Origin of the sequence: Vibrio sp. PBL-C16 (genome assembly GCF_034321865.1) — a bacterium.
Taxonomy (GTDB): Bacteria; Pseudomonadota; Gammaproteobacteria; order Enterobacterales; family Vibrionaceae; genus Vibrio; species Vibrio alginolyticus.
Window position 1 is genome coordinate 1,394,813 of sequence record NZ_JAXLNY010000001.1, and the last position, 13,710, is coordinate 1,408,522.

General features: G+C 47.7%; 13 protein-coding genes and 1 riboswitch. Of the genes, 4 read left to right on the forward strand and 9 right to left on the reverse strand.

The features are described from left to right. The first annotated feature begins 6 nt into the window (after nucleotides 1-6). Nucleotides 7-2,454 (forward strand): trimethylamine-N-oxide reductase 2, encoded by a 2,448-nt coding sequence (locus UQW94_RS06025; RefSeq protein WP_322142092.1) that lies wholly within the window; start codon nucleotides 7-9, stop codon nucleotides 2,452-2,454. Nucleotides 2,455-2,524: 70 nt separating this feature from the next. Here the strand turns inward: UQW94_RS06025 and UQW94_RS06030 are convergent, their stop codons facing one another. The 8 genes from UQW94_RS06030 to thiD all read right to left on the reverse strand — a co-directional run bounded on the left by UQW94_RS06030 (nucleotide 2,525) and on the right by thiD (nucleotide 8,996). Then, entirely contained in the window at nucleotides 2,525-3,250 is a 726-nt protein-coding gene (locus UQW94_RS06030; protein ID WP_322142093.1) for a phosphatase PAP2 family protein, read from the reverse strand. A gap of 182 nt (nucleotides 3,251-3,432) precedes the next feature. Next, entirely contained in the window at nucleotides 3,433-4,047 is a 615-nt protein-coding gene (gene thiE, locus UQW94_RS06035; protein WP_213966462.1) for a thiamine phosphate synthase, read from the reverse strand. 64 nt (nucleotides 4,048-4,111) lie between these two features. Further along, nucleotides 4,112-4,903: a hydroxyethylthiazole kinase gene (gene thiM, locus UQW94_RS06040; protein WP_322142094.1), complete on the reverse strand. Its 792-nt coding sequence runs from the start codon at nucleotides 4,901-4,903 to the stop codon at nucleotides 4,112-4,114. Nucleotides 4,904-4,915: 12 nt separating this feature from the next. Then, nucleotides 4,916-5,584: a thiaminase II gene (gene tenA / locus UQW94_RS06045; RefSeq protein ID WP_322142095.1), complete on the reverse strand. Its 669-nt coding sequence runs from the start codon at nucleotides 5,582-5,584 to the stop codon at nucleotides 4,916-4,918. A gap of 18 nt (nucleotides 5,585-5,602) precedes the next feature. Further along, nucleotides 5,603-6,553 carry an ABC transporter substrate-binding protein gene (locus UQW94_RS06050; RefSeq protein ID WP_322142096.1) on the reverse strand — a complete coding sequence of 317 codons (951 nt, stop codon included), beginning with the start codon at nucleotides 6,551-6,553 and terminating at the stop codon, nucleotides 5,603-5,605. Nucleotides 6,554-6,600: 47 nt separating this feature from the next. Next, complete coding sequence (locus UQW94_RS06055; RefSeq protein WP_322142097.1) at nucleotides 6,601-7,401, reverse strand: ABC transporter permease; 801 nt, start codon at nucleotides 7,399-7,401, stop codon at nucleotides 6,601-6,603. After that, entirely contained in the window at nucleotides 7,394-8,149 is a 756-nt protein-coding gene (locus UQW94_RS06060; protein WP_033907185.1) for an ABC transporter ATP-binding protein, read from the reverse strand. Before UQW94_RS06060 ends, UQW94_RS06055 begins: the two co-directional genes overlap by 8 nt. Further along, the gene (gene thiD, locus UQW94_RS06065; protein WP_005383329.1) at nucleotides 8,139-8,996 is read right to left on the reverse strand and encodes a bifunctional hydroxymethylpyrimidine kinase/phosphomethylpyrimidine kinase; all 858 of its coding nucleotides are present in this window, start codon (nucleotides 8,994-8,996) and stop codon (nucleotides 8,139-8,141) included. The genes UQW94_RS06060 and thiD overlap by 11 nt, the downstream gene beginning before the upstream one ends. Before the next feature lie 97 nt (nucleotides 8,997-9,093). Next, nucleotides 9,094-9,201: riboswitch (TPP riboswitch) on the reverse strand. Nucleotides 9,202-9,512: 311 nt separating this feature from the next. On the opposite strand from thiD, the gene UQW94_RS06070 reads away from it, so the two are divergent. Then, nucleotides 9,513-10,898 carry a TldD/PmbA family protein gene (locus UQW94_RS06070; protein WP_017820998.1) on the forward strand — a complete coding sequence of 462 codons (1,386 nt, stop codon included), beginning with the start codon at nucleotides 9,513-9,515 and terminating at the stop codon, nucleotides 10,896-10,898. Then, a complete protein-coding gene (locus UQW94_RS06075) occupies nucleotides 10,898-12,241 on the forward strand; it encodes a TldD/PmbA family protein (protein WP_154204139.1) in 1,344 nt (447 codons plus the stop codon). Before UQW94_RS06070 ends, UQW94_RS06075 begins: the two co-directional genes overlap by 1 nt. A 77-nt stretch (nucleotides 12,242-12,318) precedes the next feature. Here UQW94_RS06075 and trmY read toward each other — a convergent pair whose 3' ends face one another. Continuing rightward, a complete protein-coding gene (trmY, locus tag UQW94_RS06080; RefSeq protein ID WP_017634347.1) occupies nucleotides 12,319-12,918 on the reverse strand; it encodes a tRNA (pseudouridine(54)-N(1))-methyltransferase TrmY in 600 nt (199 codons plus the stop codon). Between the two features lie 160 nt (nucleotides 12,919-13,078). On the opposite strand from trmY, the gene UQW94_RS06085 reads away from it, so the two are divergent. Further along, nucleotides 13,079-13,603 carry a DUF3087 domain-containing protein gene (locus tag UQW94_RS06085; RefSeq protein ID WP_033907183.1) on the forward strand — a complete coding sequence of 175 codons (525 nt, stop codon included), beginning with the start codon at nucleotides 13,079-13,081 and terminating at the stop codon, nucleotides 13,601-13,603. The last annotated feature ends 107 nt before the right edge of the window (nucleotides 13,604-13,710 follow it).

A 13,710-nucleotide genomic window follows, 5' to 3' on the forward strand; every position in this document is an offset into this window, starting at 1 on the left:
AAGATTATGACTAATATGACCCGTCGCGGATTTCTAAAAGGCACTGGTATGGCGGCTGGTGCAATGGCATTCACTTCATTTGCACCTATGTCTGTTGCTTCTTCTAATGCTCGCGGCAAAGGCATTCTAACGGCGGGCCGCATGGGCCCAATGCTGTGTGAAGTGCAAGACGGTAAGCTGGTTTCAACCACGAACGCATTGCCACAAACGGTACCAAACAGCCTACAAAGCACCGGTCCTGACCAAGTGCACACTAAAGCGCGTGTTAAGTACCCAATGGTTCGCAAAGGTTACTTGGCAAACCCATCGTCGCCAGAAGGTGTGCGCGGTAGTGATGAGTTTGTGCGTGTGTCTTGGGATGAGGCTTACAAGCTGATCCACGAACAGCACATGCGAATTCGCAAAGAATATGGCCCGGCTTCTGTGTTTGCTGGTTCTTACGGCTGGCGTTCAAGTGGCGTGCTGCACAAAGCACAAACCTTGCTGCAACGTTACATGAGCATGGCGGGCGGTTATTCAGGCCACTTGGGTGACTACTCAACGGGTGCTGCGCAGATCATCATGCCGCACGTTGTGGGCTCTATCGAAGTGTACGAGCAACAAACCACGTACCCAGTGGTACTAGAGCACAGTGATGTGGTTGTGCTTTGGGGCTTAAACCCAATCAACACCCTAAAAATCGCGTGGAGCTCAACAGACTGTGCTGGTCTTGAATTCTTCCATCAATTGAAAAAATCAGGCAAGACGATCATTGCGATTGACCCAATTCGTTCTGAAACCATCGAGTTCTTTGGCGAGAATGCGGAGTGGATTGCTCCTCACCCAATGACCGACGTGGCAATGATGATGGGTATCGCACACACCTTAGTGAAACAAGGTAAGCACGATAAAGCCTTCCTCGATAAATACACCGCAGGTTACGACAAGTTTGAAGCGTACCTGATGGGCGAAGAAGACGGCGTAGAAAAATCAGCAGAATGGGCATCACAAATCTGTGGCGTACCTGCGAAGCAACTTGAGCTACTGGCTGACATCTTCAGTAAAAACCGCACCATGCTGATGGCTGGTTGGGGCATGCAGCGCCAACAATACGGTGAGCAGCGTCACTGGATGCTGGTTACACTGGCAACAATGTTGGGTCAAATCGGTTTACCGGGCGGTGGTTTTGGTTTCTCTTACCACTACTCAAACGGTGGTAACCCTGCTCGTGATGCTGGCGTACTTCCTGCGATTTCGGCATCGCTGGGTGGCGGCTCTTCTGCGGGGAACGACTGGGCGGTGTCTGGCGCGGTGCAAAGCTTCCCTGTGGCGCGTATTGTCGAGGCGTTGGAAAACCCAGGTCAATCCTACCATCATAACGGTCATGAACTGACGTTCCCGGACATCAAGATGATTTGGTGGGCAGGTGGTGCGAACTTTACTCACCACCAAGACACCAACCGTCTGATCAAAGCGTGGCAAAAGCCTGAACTGATCGTGATTTCAGAGCCTTACTGGACGGCGGCTGCGAAGCATGCGGACATCGTTCTGCCAATTACCACATCGTTCGAGCGTAACGACTTAACGATGACGGGTGACTACAGTAACCAACATTTGGTGCCAATGAAGCAAGTGGTTGAGCCGCAAGGTGAAGCGCGTAATGATTTCGATGTATTCGCGGACATGGCAGAGATGCTAGCTCCGGGTGGCCGTGACGTATACACCGAAGGCAAAACTGAAATGGAATGGCTGTACGGCTTCTACAAGGCGGCGCAACAAGGTGGCCGTGGCTCTCGCGTAGCAATGCCGAACTTCAGCAAGTTCTGGGAAGATAACCAACTGATCGAGATGAAGTGGAACGAGAAGAACGCACAGTTTGTTCGTTACGCAGATTTCCGTGAAGACCCGATCATGAATCCACTCGGTACACCAAGTGGTAAGATCGAAATCTTCTCGAAAACCATTGAAGGTTACCAGTTGGAAGACTGTCCTCCACACCCAACGTGGATGGCACCAACCGAGTACACCGGCAATGCAAAAGATGGCGAGTTGCAGTTAATGACCGCGCACGCAGCACATCGTCTACACAGCCAGTTTAACTACGCGAAGATTCGCGAAGAGTACGCAATTGCAAACCGTGAACCTATTTGGATTCACCCTGAAGATGCGAAAGCGCGTGGTATTAAAACGGGCGATCTAGTTCGTGCGTTTAACAACCGTGGCCAAGTATTGGTCGGCGCAGAAGTCACTGACCGAATCAAGCAAGGTTCAGTGTGTATTCATGAAGGCGGTTGGCCGGATCTGGATCCGAAAACCGGCATTTGTAAGAACGGCGGTTGTAACGTGTTAACGTTGGATATTCCGACCTCTCGACTTGCAAACGGCTGTGCGGCGAACTCGGCGCTGGTTCGTATTGAAAAATACACTGGCCCAGAATTAGAACTAACAGCGTTTGAACCACCAAAAAATGGCTAGAAAAAAGTAGCGCTTGAAAGCAAGAAGCCAGCGAATCGCTGGCTTCTTTTTTTTCTAGTAATCGTTCACATTAGCGTGAAGCAAGAGAAACAAACGGCATCTGTTTCTTAATTTGAAATGTCGGGAGTAAAGTAAATACAATCGCGACAAACAAGACCGAGCCTATTAAATCTTCAGGGCGATGCATGCCCAGCCATAAGCGGCTATATGCGATACTCATTCCCCACATCCATAATGACAGTGCAGAGATATAGCACTTGTTCTGTAAGAACAACCCACCAAAGAAAGCCAAACAAATCGAAACGAAAATCGTATGGCCCGACGGGAAAGAATAGTCTTTCTCGCCTTGCCAATGGCGCGTTCGCCAATCACTGACGTGTTCAGAAATCTGGTTAATTACGTTGGCTTGCTGCTTTGTATCCAACTGATAAAACGTTTCTGGTGTTTCAATCAATTGTTCTGCTGCGAGCAATTCCGTGTAGGGACGCGGGCTTTCTGTCATCAGTTTGAGCCCCGTTTTGCTGGCAAAGCCAATCACAAGTAACAACCCTAACATTGAGAGTTTTTGCATCCACTCAATGCGACTTGGTTTAAAGCGAAATAAAGAAAGCAGTAGTAGCGTTAACGTAATTAAAAAGCCTTTGCTACCAGCAGAATCTGTGAGCAAAGTAAAAGTAATACCCAGACTTTCAGGCACCTGTGAGGTGAGATCGTGATAAGAGCCAAACAGCGACATTGGGATGATGCCAAGAACAAACAAGGCGAGCATCATCAATCCATATTTTTTGGTTTTCATTGAGAGCGTTTTGTTTTTATTGAGGGTTATTCAACCACGTGAAAATAAGGGGCTTATCTTACGTTATCTGGCGTGAAAAACTTATCAACGCTTTGTCAATTTGACGAGAGAATGAAGGTTGAGTGATGAATTGATGACATTTATCCGGAGGGTAAAGGCGCTCATCCTTAAGCGTTGGGGTCTTAATCCATCAGAGAAAGTAAGTACTCTGCTGCTTTGGTTGGGTTTTCTGCATGACAAATGGCAGAAACCAAAGCCAAACCATGTACACCTGTCGCACTCAGAACAGGAATGTTGGTTTCGTTGATGCCACCAATAGCGACGATTGGTAAGGACGTGGTGTTCAGCGCCATTTTTAAACCTTCTATACCCCAGTGTTTTTTGGTGTTGGTTTTGGTTGGCGTAGCGAAGATGGCACTCAAGCCGATGTAATCAATCGGCAGAGAGTCTGCTTCTGCCAGCTGATCTTCAGTCTCAATTGATAAGCCGAGGATCTTGTTTGGGCCAATCAATTGACGAGCGATCTCTGCTGGCATGTCTGATTGCCCGAGGTGAACACCATCGGCATCGACGGCAAGGGCAACATCAACACGATCATTGATGATTAACGGGACGCCAGTGCCTTCAAGGATCGTCTTCACGGCTTGAGCTCGTTCAATAAATGCACGCACATCACCGTGTTTTTCGCGGACTTGAACCATGGTCACGCCACCTTCCACGGCTTTTCTCACAACACGCTTTAGTGTGGCTAAATCTTGTTGGTCATCGGTGACCAAATATAAACGATAGGCGTTCATTGGGTTTCCTTTAAGCCTCTCATTGAAAGAGGATTGAGAGGCTAGTGTTAAAAGAGATAAAAGCTTATTGCACGTGCAGTTTGAGGCGCTTCGCCAATGTTTCTTCATCCAACTGGTAAAGTTCATCCAACAGGTTCATTTGCAGGCTACCTGGGCCGCGAGCTTGTTCCGCTGCAATCTCGCCAACAACACCTAGTACCGCTGCTGCTGCGAGACCAGTGTCATCACCAACGGCAGCAAAAGCGCCCGTTAGTGCCGTGAGCGTACAGCCCATTCCTGTTACGTATGGCATCATCTCGTGACCATTGTTCAGTTGCACGGTTTGCCCTTTCGTGACGATGTAATCGGTCTCGCCAGAAATCACCACGCTTGCATCATACTCTGTGACTAAGAAGTTGGCAGCGCCAAGTGCTGTGTCGCTGCTGTCTAACGCATCGACGCCTTTGCTTTGTGCTTGCTCGCCGGCAAGAGCAATGATTTCTGAGGCGTTACCACGGATGATCAGCTTGTTTGCAAGGCGTGCGATTTCACGTGATGTCTCGGTACGTAGTGAGCTTGCTCCACAACCGACTGGGTCGAGTATAACGATTTTACCATTGGCATTGGCTTGCTCTACGGCATAGCTCATACGAGGTGTCCAAACGCTGTCTAGGGTACCAATGTTGATAACCAGTGAGCCCGCGAACGACATCATCTCTGCCATTTCCTGCTTGGAGTGCGCCATGATTGGAGAAGCGCCGATAGCCAATAGCGCGTTTGCGGTGTTGTTCATCACCACGTAGTTAGTGATGTTGACGACTAATGGCTTTTGCTGGCGTACTGCGGTTAATGCTTGGGTGATTTGTTCAATTAACATGAGACTCTCCGATTAATCTTGCTGAGCATTCAGACCTTGTTGCCAGAATGCTACTTCCATACGCGTTGCAGTTTTGAATACCTGAATCAGGTTTTGACCACGCTGGCTATTGATGTCGATTTCCGCCAATAACTGGTTAAAGTGTTCTGCACCTTTTGCGACACCAGATTGGAACTCTTCACCACCGTAGAGATTGATCCAACTTGCGTATGGATTGCCTTCGATTACTGTCTTTTCATCTTCAATCAGCATCTTACCGATAACGGCATAACCGATAGAGCATGGCGCTAGTGCCGCGTATAGATCAACAAGATCGCCCGTCATGCCAGCATCCAATACGTAGCGGGTGTAAGCCACAGTGCCGAAATCTTCTGGCTCGTTTTCTAGATCGGATTCTGTCAGTCCCCATTGCTCACAGTAAGTCACGTGGTGGGCGATTTCAGAATCGAGCAATGCATGTACGCTTGGGAGAGCACGGCGCATGTCATCCAAAGTACGCGCTTTGTAGATCGCTAATGCGTAAGCTCGTGCGTACTGCTTTAGGAAAAGAAAATCCTGCTTTAGATAGTGCAGAAAACAAGGTTGAGCCAGAGTGCCTTTCGCCAACTGCAGCACGAAAGCATGCTCAGTGTATTCTTGCCAATCTTGGCGGCAAGCGTCGATCAAATCTTGGTATTTCATAATGTGGCAGCCTCGTAATTAGTCAAAGCTCGGTACGTAATCTTTCGCTTTTGGTAGCGTTTCGATGATTTTTTGTGAATACATGAACTCGGCGTAATCGTCGTAGCGTTTTAGGTCAACTGCCGATGGGCGAAGCGCGAAACGAGTTAACGTGTCATTCCAAGCGCGTTGGTTGAGCTCGTTGTTTAGCGTGTCTGGTGAGTAAGCGACAAACTCTTTCCAAGACTCTTTAGGGTGGTTGACGATGTAAGTGGTCGCTTGCTCAAGTGCTTTATTAAATGCCTTGATGGCTTCTTTGTCGTAGGTTTTTGCATTGGCAACGAAGACTAACTCGTCATACGCTGGCACGCCGTGTTCTTCAGGGAAAAAGGCCTTAGCTTTATAACCTTCTAGTGCCAGTTGGTTGGTTTCGAAGTTACGTAGACCGCCCCAAATCGCATCCACCTTGCCAGACGCAAGAGACGAAGACAGCGCCCAACCTACGTTGATGATTTGTACGTCAGAAAACTTCACGTTTTCTTGCGTTAGCATGGTGCCGATTGCCGCTTCTTCGTTGCCTGCGATCGCAATACCGATCTTCTTGCCTTTCAAGTCGCCAAGGTTTTCATTCTTACCGTTGTCCAACACCATCAACGTGTTGAGTGGCGTAGCAATCAAAGTCGCAGAGCGGATTAGTGGCAAACCAGCCGCGACATCGATGGTTAGGCTTGGTTGGTAAGAAATCGCCATGTCGACTTTACCCGCCGCGACCAACTTAGGTGGCGTGCTTGGATCTGCCGGCTCCTGAATGTTGACCTTCAAACCTTGTTCTTTGAAGTAACCGCGCTCTTTGGCAATCACGATAGGACCATGGTTTGGATTGACGAACCAATCCAACATCAGTGTCATCTCTTTTTCAGCGGCAAGGACGTTGGTTGATACCACTGAAGCGAGTAGAGCAGCAGCGCTCATAAGTTTGTTTTTATTCACGGGGTTCTTCCTTTTCTTTCCCAATTTCCTTTGGTTATTTTCGGCAATTACTTGCTTTCCCAAGGGATGGCTTTTTTCAATAATTTATCGGTGATGAAGTAGAATGAGATAGACAGCACGGCTAGGATAAACAGCGCCGCAAACATCTCATCAATGATCATGCGAGCATTAGCTTGGAGCATCAGATAACCCAAGCCTTCACTTGAACCTACCCACTCACCGACCACTGCTCCAATCGGCGCAATAACGACGGCAACACGAATGCCTGAGGCTAAAGTTGGTAGGGCGGCTGGCAATTGAATATGACGAAGTAACTGCCATTTAGACGCGCCCATGGTCTTGGCAAGGTCGAGGTAACCTGTTGGTGTATTACGTAAGCCGTCGTAGCAACATGTGGTGACGGGGAAAAAGATGATGATCGCCGCCATGACGACTTTCGATGCAATGCCGTAACCCAGCCAAAGCATGAGTACTGGCGCGATGGCGAACACAGGGATCGCTTGGCTAGCAATCAGAATGGGCAGTAACCAACGCTTCAGCGGTTCGAACATCAGCATTTGCAATGCGAACAGCAAACCCATTGATAATCCAAGCGCCAAACCAAGTAAAATCTCTTGCGCGGTAACCCAAGTATGTTTGAGCAAGACATCGTAACGAGTGACCAATCTATCCAGCACTTCAATTGGTGAAGGTAAGATGAAGCTTGGCATGTCGAATCCCACAACAACCAACTGCCACAATCCCAAGATCACCGCTGTGCTAATGACCAAGCGCAGAGCCGGATGGGTCACGCGTTCTTTTTTACTAATGCGTGCCGAAACGGAGTTGTACTGAGTCATATCACTCATAGTCTTTCTCCAGTTGATCCAAAATCGCTTGTTGTAACGCCGCGCACTCTCCATCGAGAACTCGGGGCGGCTTGGAGTCTGGAACGACCAAGTGCTGAGCTTGCGCAGGTGTGCCTTGCAACACATAGAGTTGGTGAGCTAATCGCACCGCTTCTTGTGGGTCGTGGGTAATCAGAACAACCGTCTTATCTTTCAGCAATTCGGCAGACAAGGTTTGCAACTTATGACGAGTAACCGCGTCCAGTGCAGAGAAAGGCTCATCCATCAGAACTAGAGGCTTGTCTTGCATCAGAGTGCGAGCAAGGGCAACACGTTGTCTCATGCCGCCAGAGAGCTGAGCTGGCTTAGCATCCGCGTAATCGGCGAGTCCCACTTGGCTTAGTAAAGTCAGTGCACGTTGTCTATTTTGCTCTGGTGCTTGCACTTGAGAAAATCGAGAACTGAGGCAGACGTTGTCTAACACATTCAACCACGGTAGCAATAAATCCTGCTGAGCCATGTAAGCGATACGGTCATGCAGTGCAGCGCCATCCGTTGTGATGAGTTCGCCATGCCAGTCAACTTGGTCATCCAGTAGGCCAGCTAAGTAACGCAATATTGTGGTTTTCCCGCAGCCACTGCGACCAAGTAACACTGTCCATTGATTAGCAGGAATAGTCATACTCAACCCTGCTAGCGTTGGTGTTTGGCTGTCTTTGTATCGCAGACTAGCATCGGAAAGCTGAATGCCAATCGCGTTAGCGAACATAAGTATGACCCGCAAAAAAGTGGTTCACAGGGCCATGGCCTTTACCTACATCCAATTCATCAGCGTGTGCGATAGCTTGGCTGATGTACTGCTTACCCAGGTGCACCGCTTTGTGTAGGTTGTTGCCTTGGCCAAGATAAGACGCAATGGCGGAAGAAAGTGTACAGCCTGTGCCATGAGTGTTTTTGGTTGGAAATCGCTTGGCGCTAATTAACTCGGCACTGTCTTGCATGATAAGCAGATCGTTGCTGTTTTCATTTTCTTCAAGGTGACCGCCTTTGAGCAGAATAGCTTTGGCGCCAAGCGCACGAAGGTCGGTAATCATATCGTTCATTTCAGATTCTGATTGAGGCATTGGCTTACCCGTCAATGCTGCGCCTTCGGGTAGGTTAGGGGTAATGATGTCTGCGAGCGGAATCAATTCTTCTTTTAAAGTGCTGATTGCCGACTGTTCCAGTAATAGATCGCCGCTGGTGGCCACCATCACAGGGTCAATCACGAGGTGTTTTGGCTGGTATTGTTTAATTTTGTCTGCAACGACTTTGATGATGTTGGAATCTGCCAGCATGCCCACTTTGACTGCAACGATGTTGAGGTCGGTAAATACTGCATCAAGTTGGCTCTCTACATGGTCGAGAGGAATGGGGAAAATCGCAGAAACGCCTTGGGTATTTTGCGAAGTAATCGCCGTGATTACCGAGCAAGCAAAACTGCCGGTTGCGGACATCGCTTTGATGTCGGCTTGAATACCTGCACCGCCACCACTGTCTGAGCCCGCGATGGTCAATACGATAGGGGTAGGCAAGGCTGGCGTGTGATGTGAATGAGGTTGTGATTGCTGCGTCATGGTCGCTCCTACTACAAGACGTATAGGAACTGACTTTGACCGTTGCAGATAGATCGATTTTTCGATCGCTATCGCTTACCTAAGAGGGGCGACGAAAGGCAAAGTGTGCATAGTTCCCTACGTCAGTGCTAACTGAATCAGGTTCAACGGGTCTCGAATTTCGATCTCAGCCAACACTTGTCGTGTGGCCCCCCGACTATTTCGTTCGGATGATAGCAGGACCATTGCGGAAGGGATACGTTTTTTGAGCGTAATTATAATGAGTATTCAATTATGCGAGGTGAGTGATAAAGTAAGCACCTAAATGGTTTGCTGGGTGGAATTTACTAGTGCAACGCTCTGGTGAATGAGTAGAACCTGGAATATTTAATAAATAATCGTGGTCTCGTTAAGCAAGGATTAGCACAAAACAAGGTTAAAAAACTGTTAAAATTTAACGTGTTGCCAATTTAACTTTGTTGAACTTTTTCACAGTTAATTAGGAAGGCTAAGACGATCATCGAGCAAGGAGACTTCATGCTTAATTCTGTAACAGCGAAGTCAGTGATCGATCATGCGCTCTTTTTGGGGGCTGATTTCGCTGAACTATTCGTTGAACATCACCAAACCAACACTGTCCAGATCGCATCTGGTGAAGTGGATAAGGTTAACTCGGGTATCGATTTTGGTATCGGTATTCGTCTTTTTTTCGGTCATAAGGTGCTTTACGGTTACACCAACAGCACAGATGAAGCCGAACTAAAGCGCGTAACCTCGCTGCTTGCTGCAAAAGACAAGCGTGAGCAAATCGCGTCAGCGGGTTCTTTGAATTTGAACCGCTACCCAATCCAACATGGTTGCCGCATGCCGCTAGGTAAGGATGCTAACCTAGATTCAAAAATCGCGTTTCTATTGAAAGTTGACCAAGCCGCACGTGCTGAGAGTGAACATATCAGCCAGTTTATTGGCAGCGTTCTTCAGCGCGAGCAACAAGTGTCTATCTTCAACTCAGAAGGTCTACACGTTGACGATACTCGCCACTACATTCGTGTTGCTGGTAACACTGTCGCGCAAAAAGGTAATGAGCAGTCTTCTGGTATGGAAGGTCCTGGCGCTCTTGCTGGTTGGGAATTCAGTGAACAGCTTGATGCCAAAGAGCTAGGTCAAACTATCGCGCAGCAAGCGTTAGTAAAACTTGGCGCGGATGCTTGTCCATCGGGTGAAATGCCGGTGGTGATTGGTAACGGCTTTGGCGGCGTTATCTTCCATGAAGCATGTGGTCACTTGCTAGAAACCACTTCAGTTGCGAAGAAAGCATCAGTCTTCCACGACAAGATGGGCGAAATGGTTGCTCACACCGCAGTGAATGCAGTCGATGATGGCACCATGACCAACGAATGGGGCTCGATTCACATTGATGATGAAGGTATGAAGACTCAGCGCACTCAACTGATCAAAGACGGTAAGCTAACCAGCTTCATGGTCGATAAAATGGGTGGCATGAAGACAGGTTATGAGCCTACGGGTTCTGGTCGTCGTCAAAACTACAAGTTCGCACCAACCTCGCGCATGCGTAACACCTTTATCGAAGAGGGCGAGCATTCACTTAATGACATGCTGGCAGGCATCGAACGTGGTATCTATGCGAAGAAGATGGGCGGTGGCTCTGTTCAACCGGGTACGGGGGAGTTTAACTTTGCTGTTCGTGAAGCCTACCTCATTGAAAATGGCAAAATCACCAAGCCTCTGAAAACAGCAACGCTGATCAGCACGGGTCCAAAAGTGTTGAAAGAAATCAGCATGGTCGGCAAAGACATGGCGCTTGCGCCGGGCATGTGTGGTTCCGTGAGTGGTTCAGTACCAACAACTGTCGGTCAGCCAACGCTGAAAGTCGATAACATTCTGGTAGGAGGCGGTAACTAATGAGCCAAGAACAACAACTTCTTAATGCGGTTGATTACGTCCTATCAGAAGCAAAACGCCAAGGTGCAGAAGCGGACGTAATTGTAAACCGTAACAGTAGCTTTTCTTTGAAAGCGAACCAAGGAAAGCTGGATGAGTACAAAGTAAGCTCAAGCCAAGTTCTGGGTGTTCGTGTTGTGAAAGATGCGCGTGTTGCAACAAGCTATTCTGAGTCGTTAGAGCAACCAAGCTTGGATTTAATGCTAACTAATGCGCTGCAAAGTGCTCGCTTTTCCAAGCAAGATGAACATCAGACTATTAGTTGCGTTAACAGCCAAATCACGACTGATGTTGCTGAGATTGTGCAAGAAGATACCACTTCTGTTGACGAAAAAATCGAACTGTCTCTCGCACTTGAGCAAGGCGTAGTGGCTCTGCCTCACGCTTCTAGCGCACCTTACAATGGTTACAGCGATGGCGAAACACAACTGATCATTGCCAATACTCAAGGCACATTGTGTCAACACTTCGAGCGCTCGTTCACTTGTTACGCGTATACCTTGTTTGAAAAAGACGGCAAACAGTCAATGGCGGGTAGAATGTCACTGGGTCGCCGTTTTGATGAGTTGAATCCAGCTTACTGTATAGAAGGTGGCTACAACCTTGCTCGTGATCTTCTGGAAGGCGCTCCGGTTGCGACAGGTAACTACCCTGCTATTTTCCACATCAATGCGCTAGCAAGTTTATTCGGTGCTTTCGGCAGTGCTTTCTCTGGCGTAAGCGCGATGAAAGGCATTACGCCACTGGGTGACAAGCTTGGTCAACGTGTTGCGAGTGATTTAATTACCTTTACTGATACGGCTTACATGCCAAATGGTATGGCAATCGCGAGTTTTGATAGTGAAGGCTTCGCTACTCAAGATAATGTCATGATTGCTAATGGTGAGTTGAAAACCTTGCTACACAACAGCCAGACCGCAAGTTACTTGGGCGCAGTCTCGACAGCAAGTGCCGCTCGCGGTGCAAAATCGAGCCTAGACGTATCAGCGAATCACAAAGTGATTGCGACAGGCAACAGCAGTGCATCAGAAGTAAAAGCGGGAGAGTACCTAGAGTTAGTCGAGCTTCAAGGTGTCCATTCTGGTGCGGATGCAGTGAGTGGTGATTTCTCATTTGGGGCGAGTGGCTTCTTGTGCCGTGATGGTGAGCGCATTCAACCAGTACGTGGTATTACAGTAGCGGGTAACTTCTACAAGATGCTGCAAGAAGTTGAGGCAGTGGGTGATACTCAGTTAATTAACGATAGCCGCACTTTCTTCTCGCCAGACGTTCGCTTTGCACGCTTGAGCATTGGTGGTAAGTAAACGTAGCATTCCTATAGAAACAAAAAGAGGACTCAATGGAGTCCTCTTTCTTTTATAGAGTGATTAACTCGCGAGAATTAAAATTCGCGAATGTCCAACTCATTGTGGATCAATACCACACACTGAGAAGCGAAAAGCATCTTAGGACCTAAGCTGATTTTCTCTGTGCCAAGGCGCTTCAAGCTGTTAAAAGACTTCTTCGGCATCGGTATATGGTCAGTTAGCAAGAAACATGGATTTTCACCAATTTCTGCATCACGAACAAATTCGCCTTTCTTATCCAGCATATATAGTTGGTGATCTTCTGCCAGCTCTTGTACTAGGCGTTCAAAGCTCACTGTACGAACGGTAATACCAGGTTCGACTTCACGAAGTTGCTCTTTGCCCATACCAACCGAAGCATCCAAAGCGCGAGCCACTGCTGCAATCAAGGTTGACTCATGGAAGCCGCCAATGTTGGTGATGTCGTTAGAGCGAATAGTAATGGTGCGTGAGAAATCTTTTGTGCTTTCTAAAACCAAGTGAACAACCACATCTTCACGGTGTGATTGAGCAACGAACATCGTGTTCATCATGGTATGAGCAAGAATCTCTGTATGCGCTTCATTACCAACACCTTCTAACAGTGCTTTGCTGGTGGTTGGCGCCGCGCGAGCTCGTAAAACAAAAGAGCGCATGAATTTAGCCTCTATATAGGAAGAGTGAATGCGCGGAAGTATATACCCAAGCAGGGAAGGGATGCGAGTTTAATAGCAAATGTGAACTTACTTACAAAGCTTCGATTGTGGAGCTGGGTGTGCTGGTTAGAATAGGAGGCAACCCTGTTAGGAGTGGTATATGGAAATCAAACAGATAAATAAAGACATTTATAAAAAGAAAGTAAACCTTGTGATTGGCGGTTTTGTTGCGTTGCTCGCCATCTCCTCTCTTGCCTTTAGTACCTTGTTGATTGTTTTGTTTGGCAACACTGAAGTCGTACCAGAACAATCAACGGGCAATTTCCATTGGAATTTGATTGGTGTCGTTCTCGCAGTTGCAACTTCCCTCTCTTTATTGAATCAAATTAAAACTCGACCATACATGGAAGAAGTGCTGTACGTTTGGAAACTCAAGCAGCTGCACAACAAGATCTTTCGTAAACTAAAAAGCATTAAAGCAGCCGCGAACAATGGCGATGTAAAAGCGCTGACGATCCTTAAGTTCTACTATACGACTCAAAGTCAGGTGTTTGAGCTAGACAACAACACACTGACGATGAGCAGTGTAAATAAAGAATTGGAGGCTATCGAGCAAATCGAAGCGGCGCAATCAATGAGTCTCGATATCACAGGCTTTGAAGAGTCTTGGCTAGACACATATTGATTGCCTATTTGCTACTTGAAGTTAACAACTGAGTGCTAAAATTAAGCGTTTGAGTGAGATTTAATCATTCGACGCTTTTTTTTGATTTTTTTTCTGAAAAGGGGTTG

Excerpts from the sequence above, each read along its gene's own strand:
- UQW94_RS06025 (WP_322142092.1), top strand. The coding sequence starts at position 7 with ATGACTAATATGACCCGTCGCGGATTTCTAAAAGGCACTGGTATGGCG.
- UQW94_RS06030 (WP_322142093.1), bottom strand. The coding sequence starts at position 3,250 with ATGAAAACCAAAAAATATGGATTGATGATGCTCGCCTTGTTTGTTCTT.
- thiE (WP_213966462.1), bottom strand. The coding sequence starts at position 4,047 with ATGAACGCCTATCGTTTATATTTGGTCACCGATGACCAACAAGATTTA.
- thiM (WP_322142094.1), bottom strand. The coding sequence starts at position 4,903 with ATGTTAATTGAACAAATCACCCAAGCATTAACCGCAGTACGCCAGCAA.
- tenA (WP_322142095.1), bottom strand. The coding sequence starts at position 5,584 with ATGAAATACCAAGATTTGATCGACGCTTGCCGCCAAGATTGGCAAGAA.
- UQW94_RS06055 (WP_322142097.1), bottom strand. The coding sequence starts at position 7,401 with ATGAGTGATATGACTCAGTACAACTCCGTTTCGGCACGCATTAGTAAA.
- UQW94_RS06060 (WP_033907185.1), bottom strand. The coding sequence starts at position 8,149 with ATGTTCGCTAACGCGATTGGCATTCAGCTTTCCGATGCTAGTCTGCGA.
- thiD (WP_005383329.1), bottom strand. The coding sequence starts at position 8,996 with ATGACGCAGCAATCACAACCTCATTCACATCACACGCCAGCCTTGCCT.
- UQW94_RS06070 (WP_017820998.1), top strand. The coding sequence starts at position 9,513 with ATGCTTAATTCTGTAACAGCGAAGTCAGTGATCGATCATGCGCTCTTT.
- UQW94_RS06075 (WP_154204139.1), top strand. The coding sequence starts at position 10,898 with ATGAGCCAAGAACAACAACTTCTTAATGCGGTTGATTACGTCCTATCA.
- trmY (WP_017634347.1), bottom strand. The coding sequence starts at position 12,918 with ATGCGCTCTTTTGTTTTACGAGCTCGCGCGGCGCCAACCACCAGCAAA.
- UQW94_RS06085 (WP_033907183.1), top strand. The coding sequence starts at position 13,079 with ATGGAAATCAAACAGATAAATAAAGACATTTATAAAAAGAAAGTAAAC.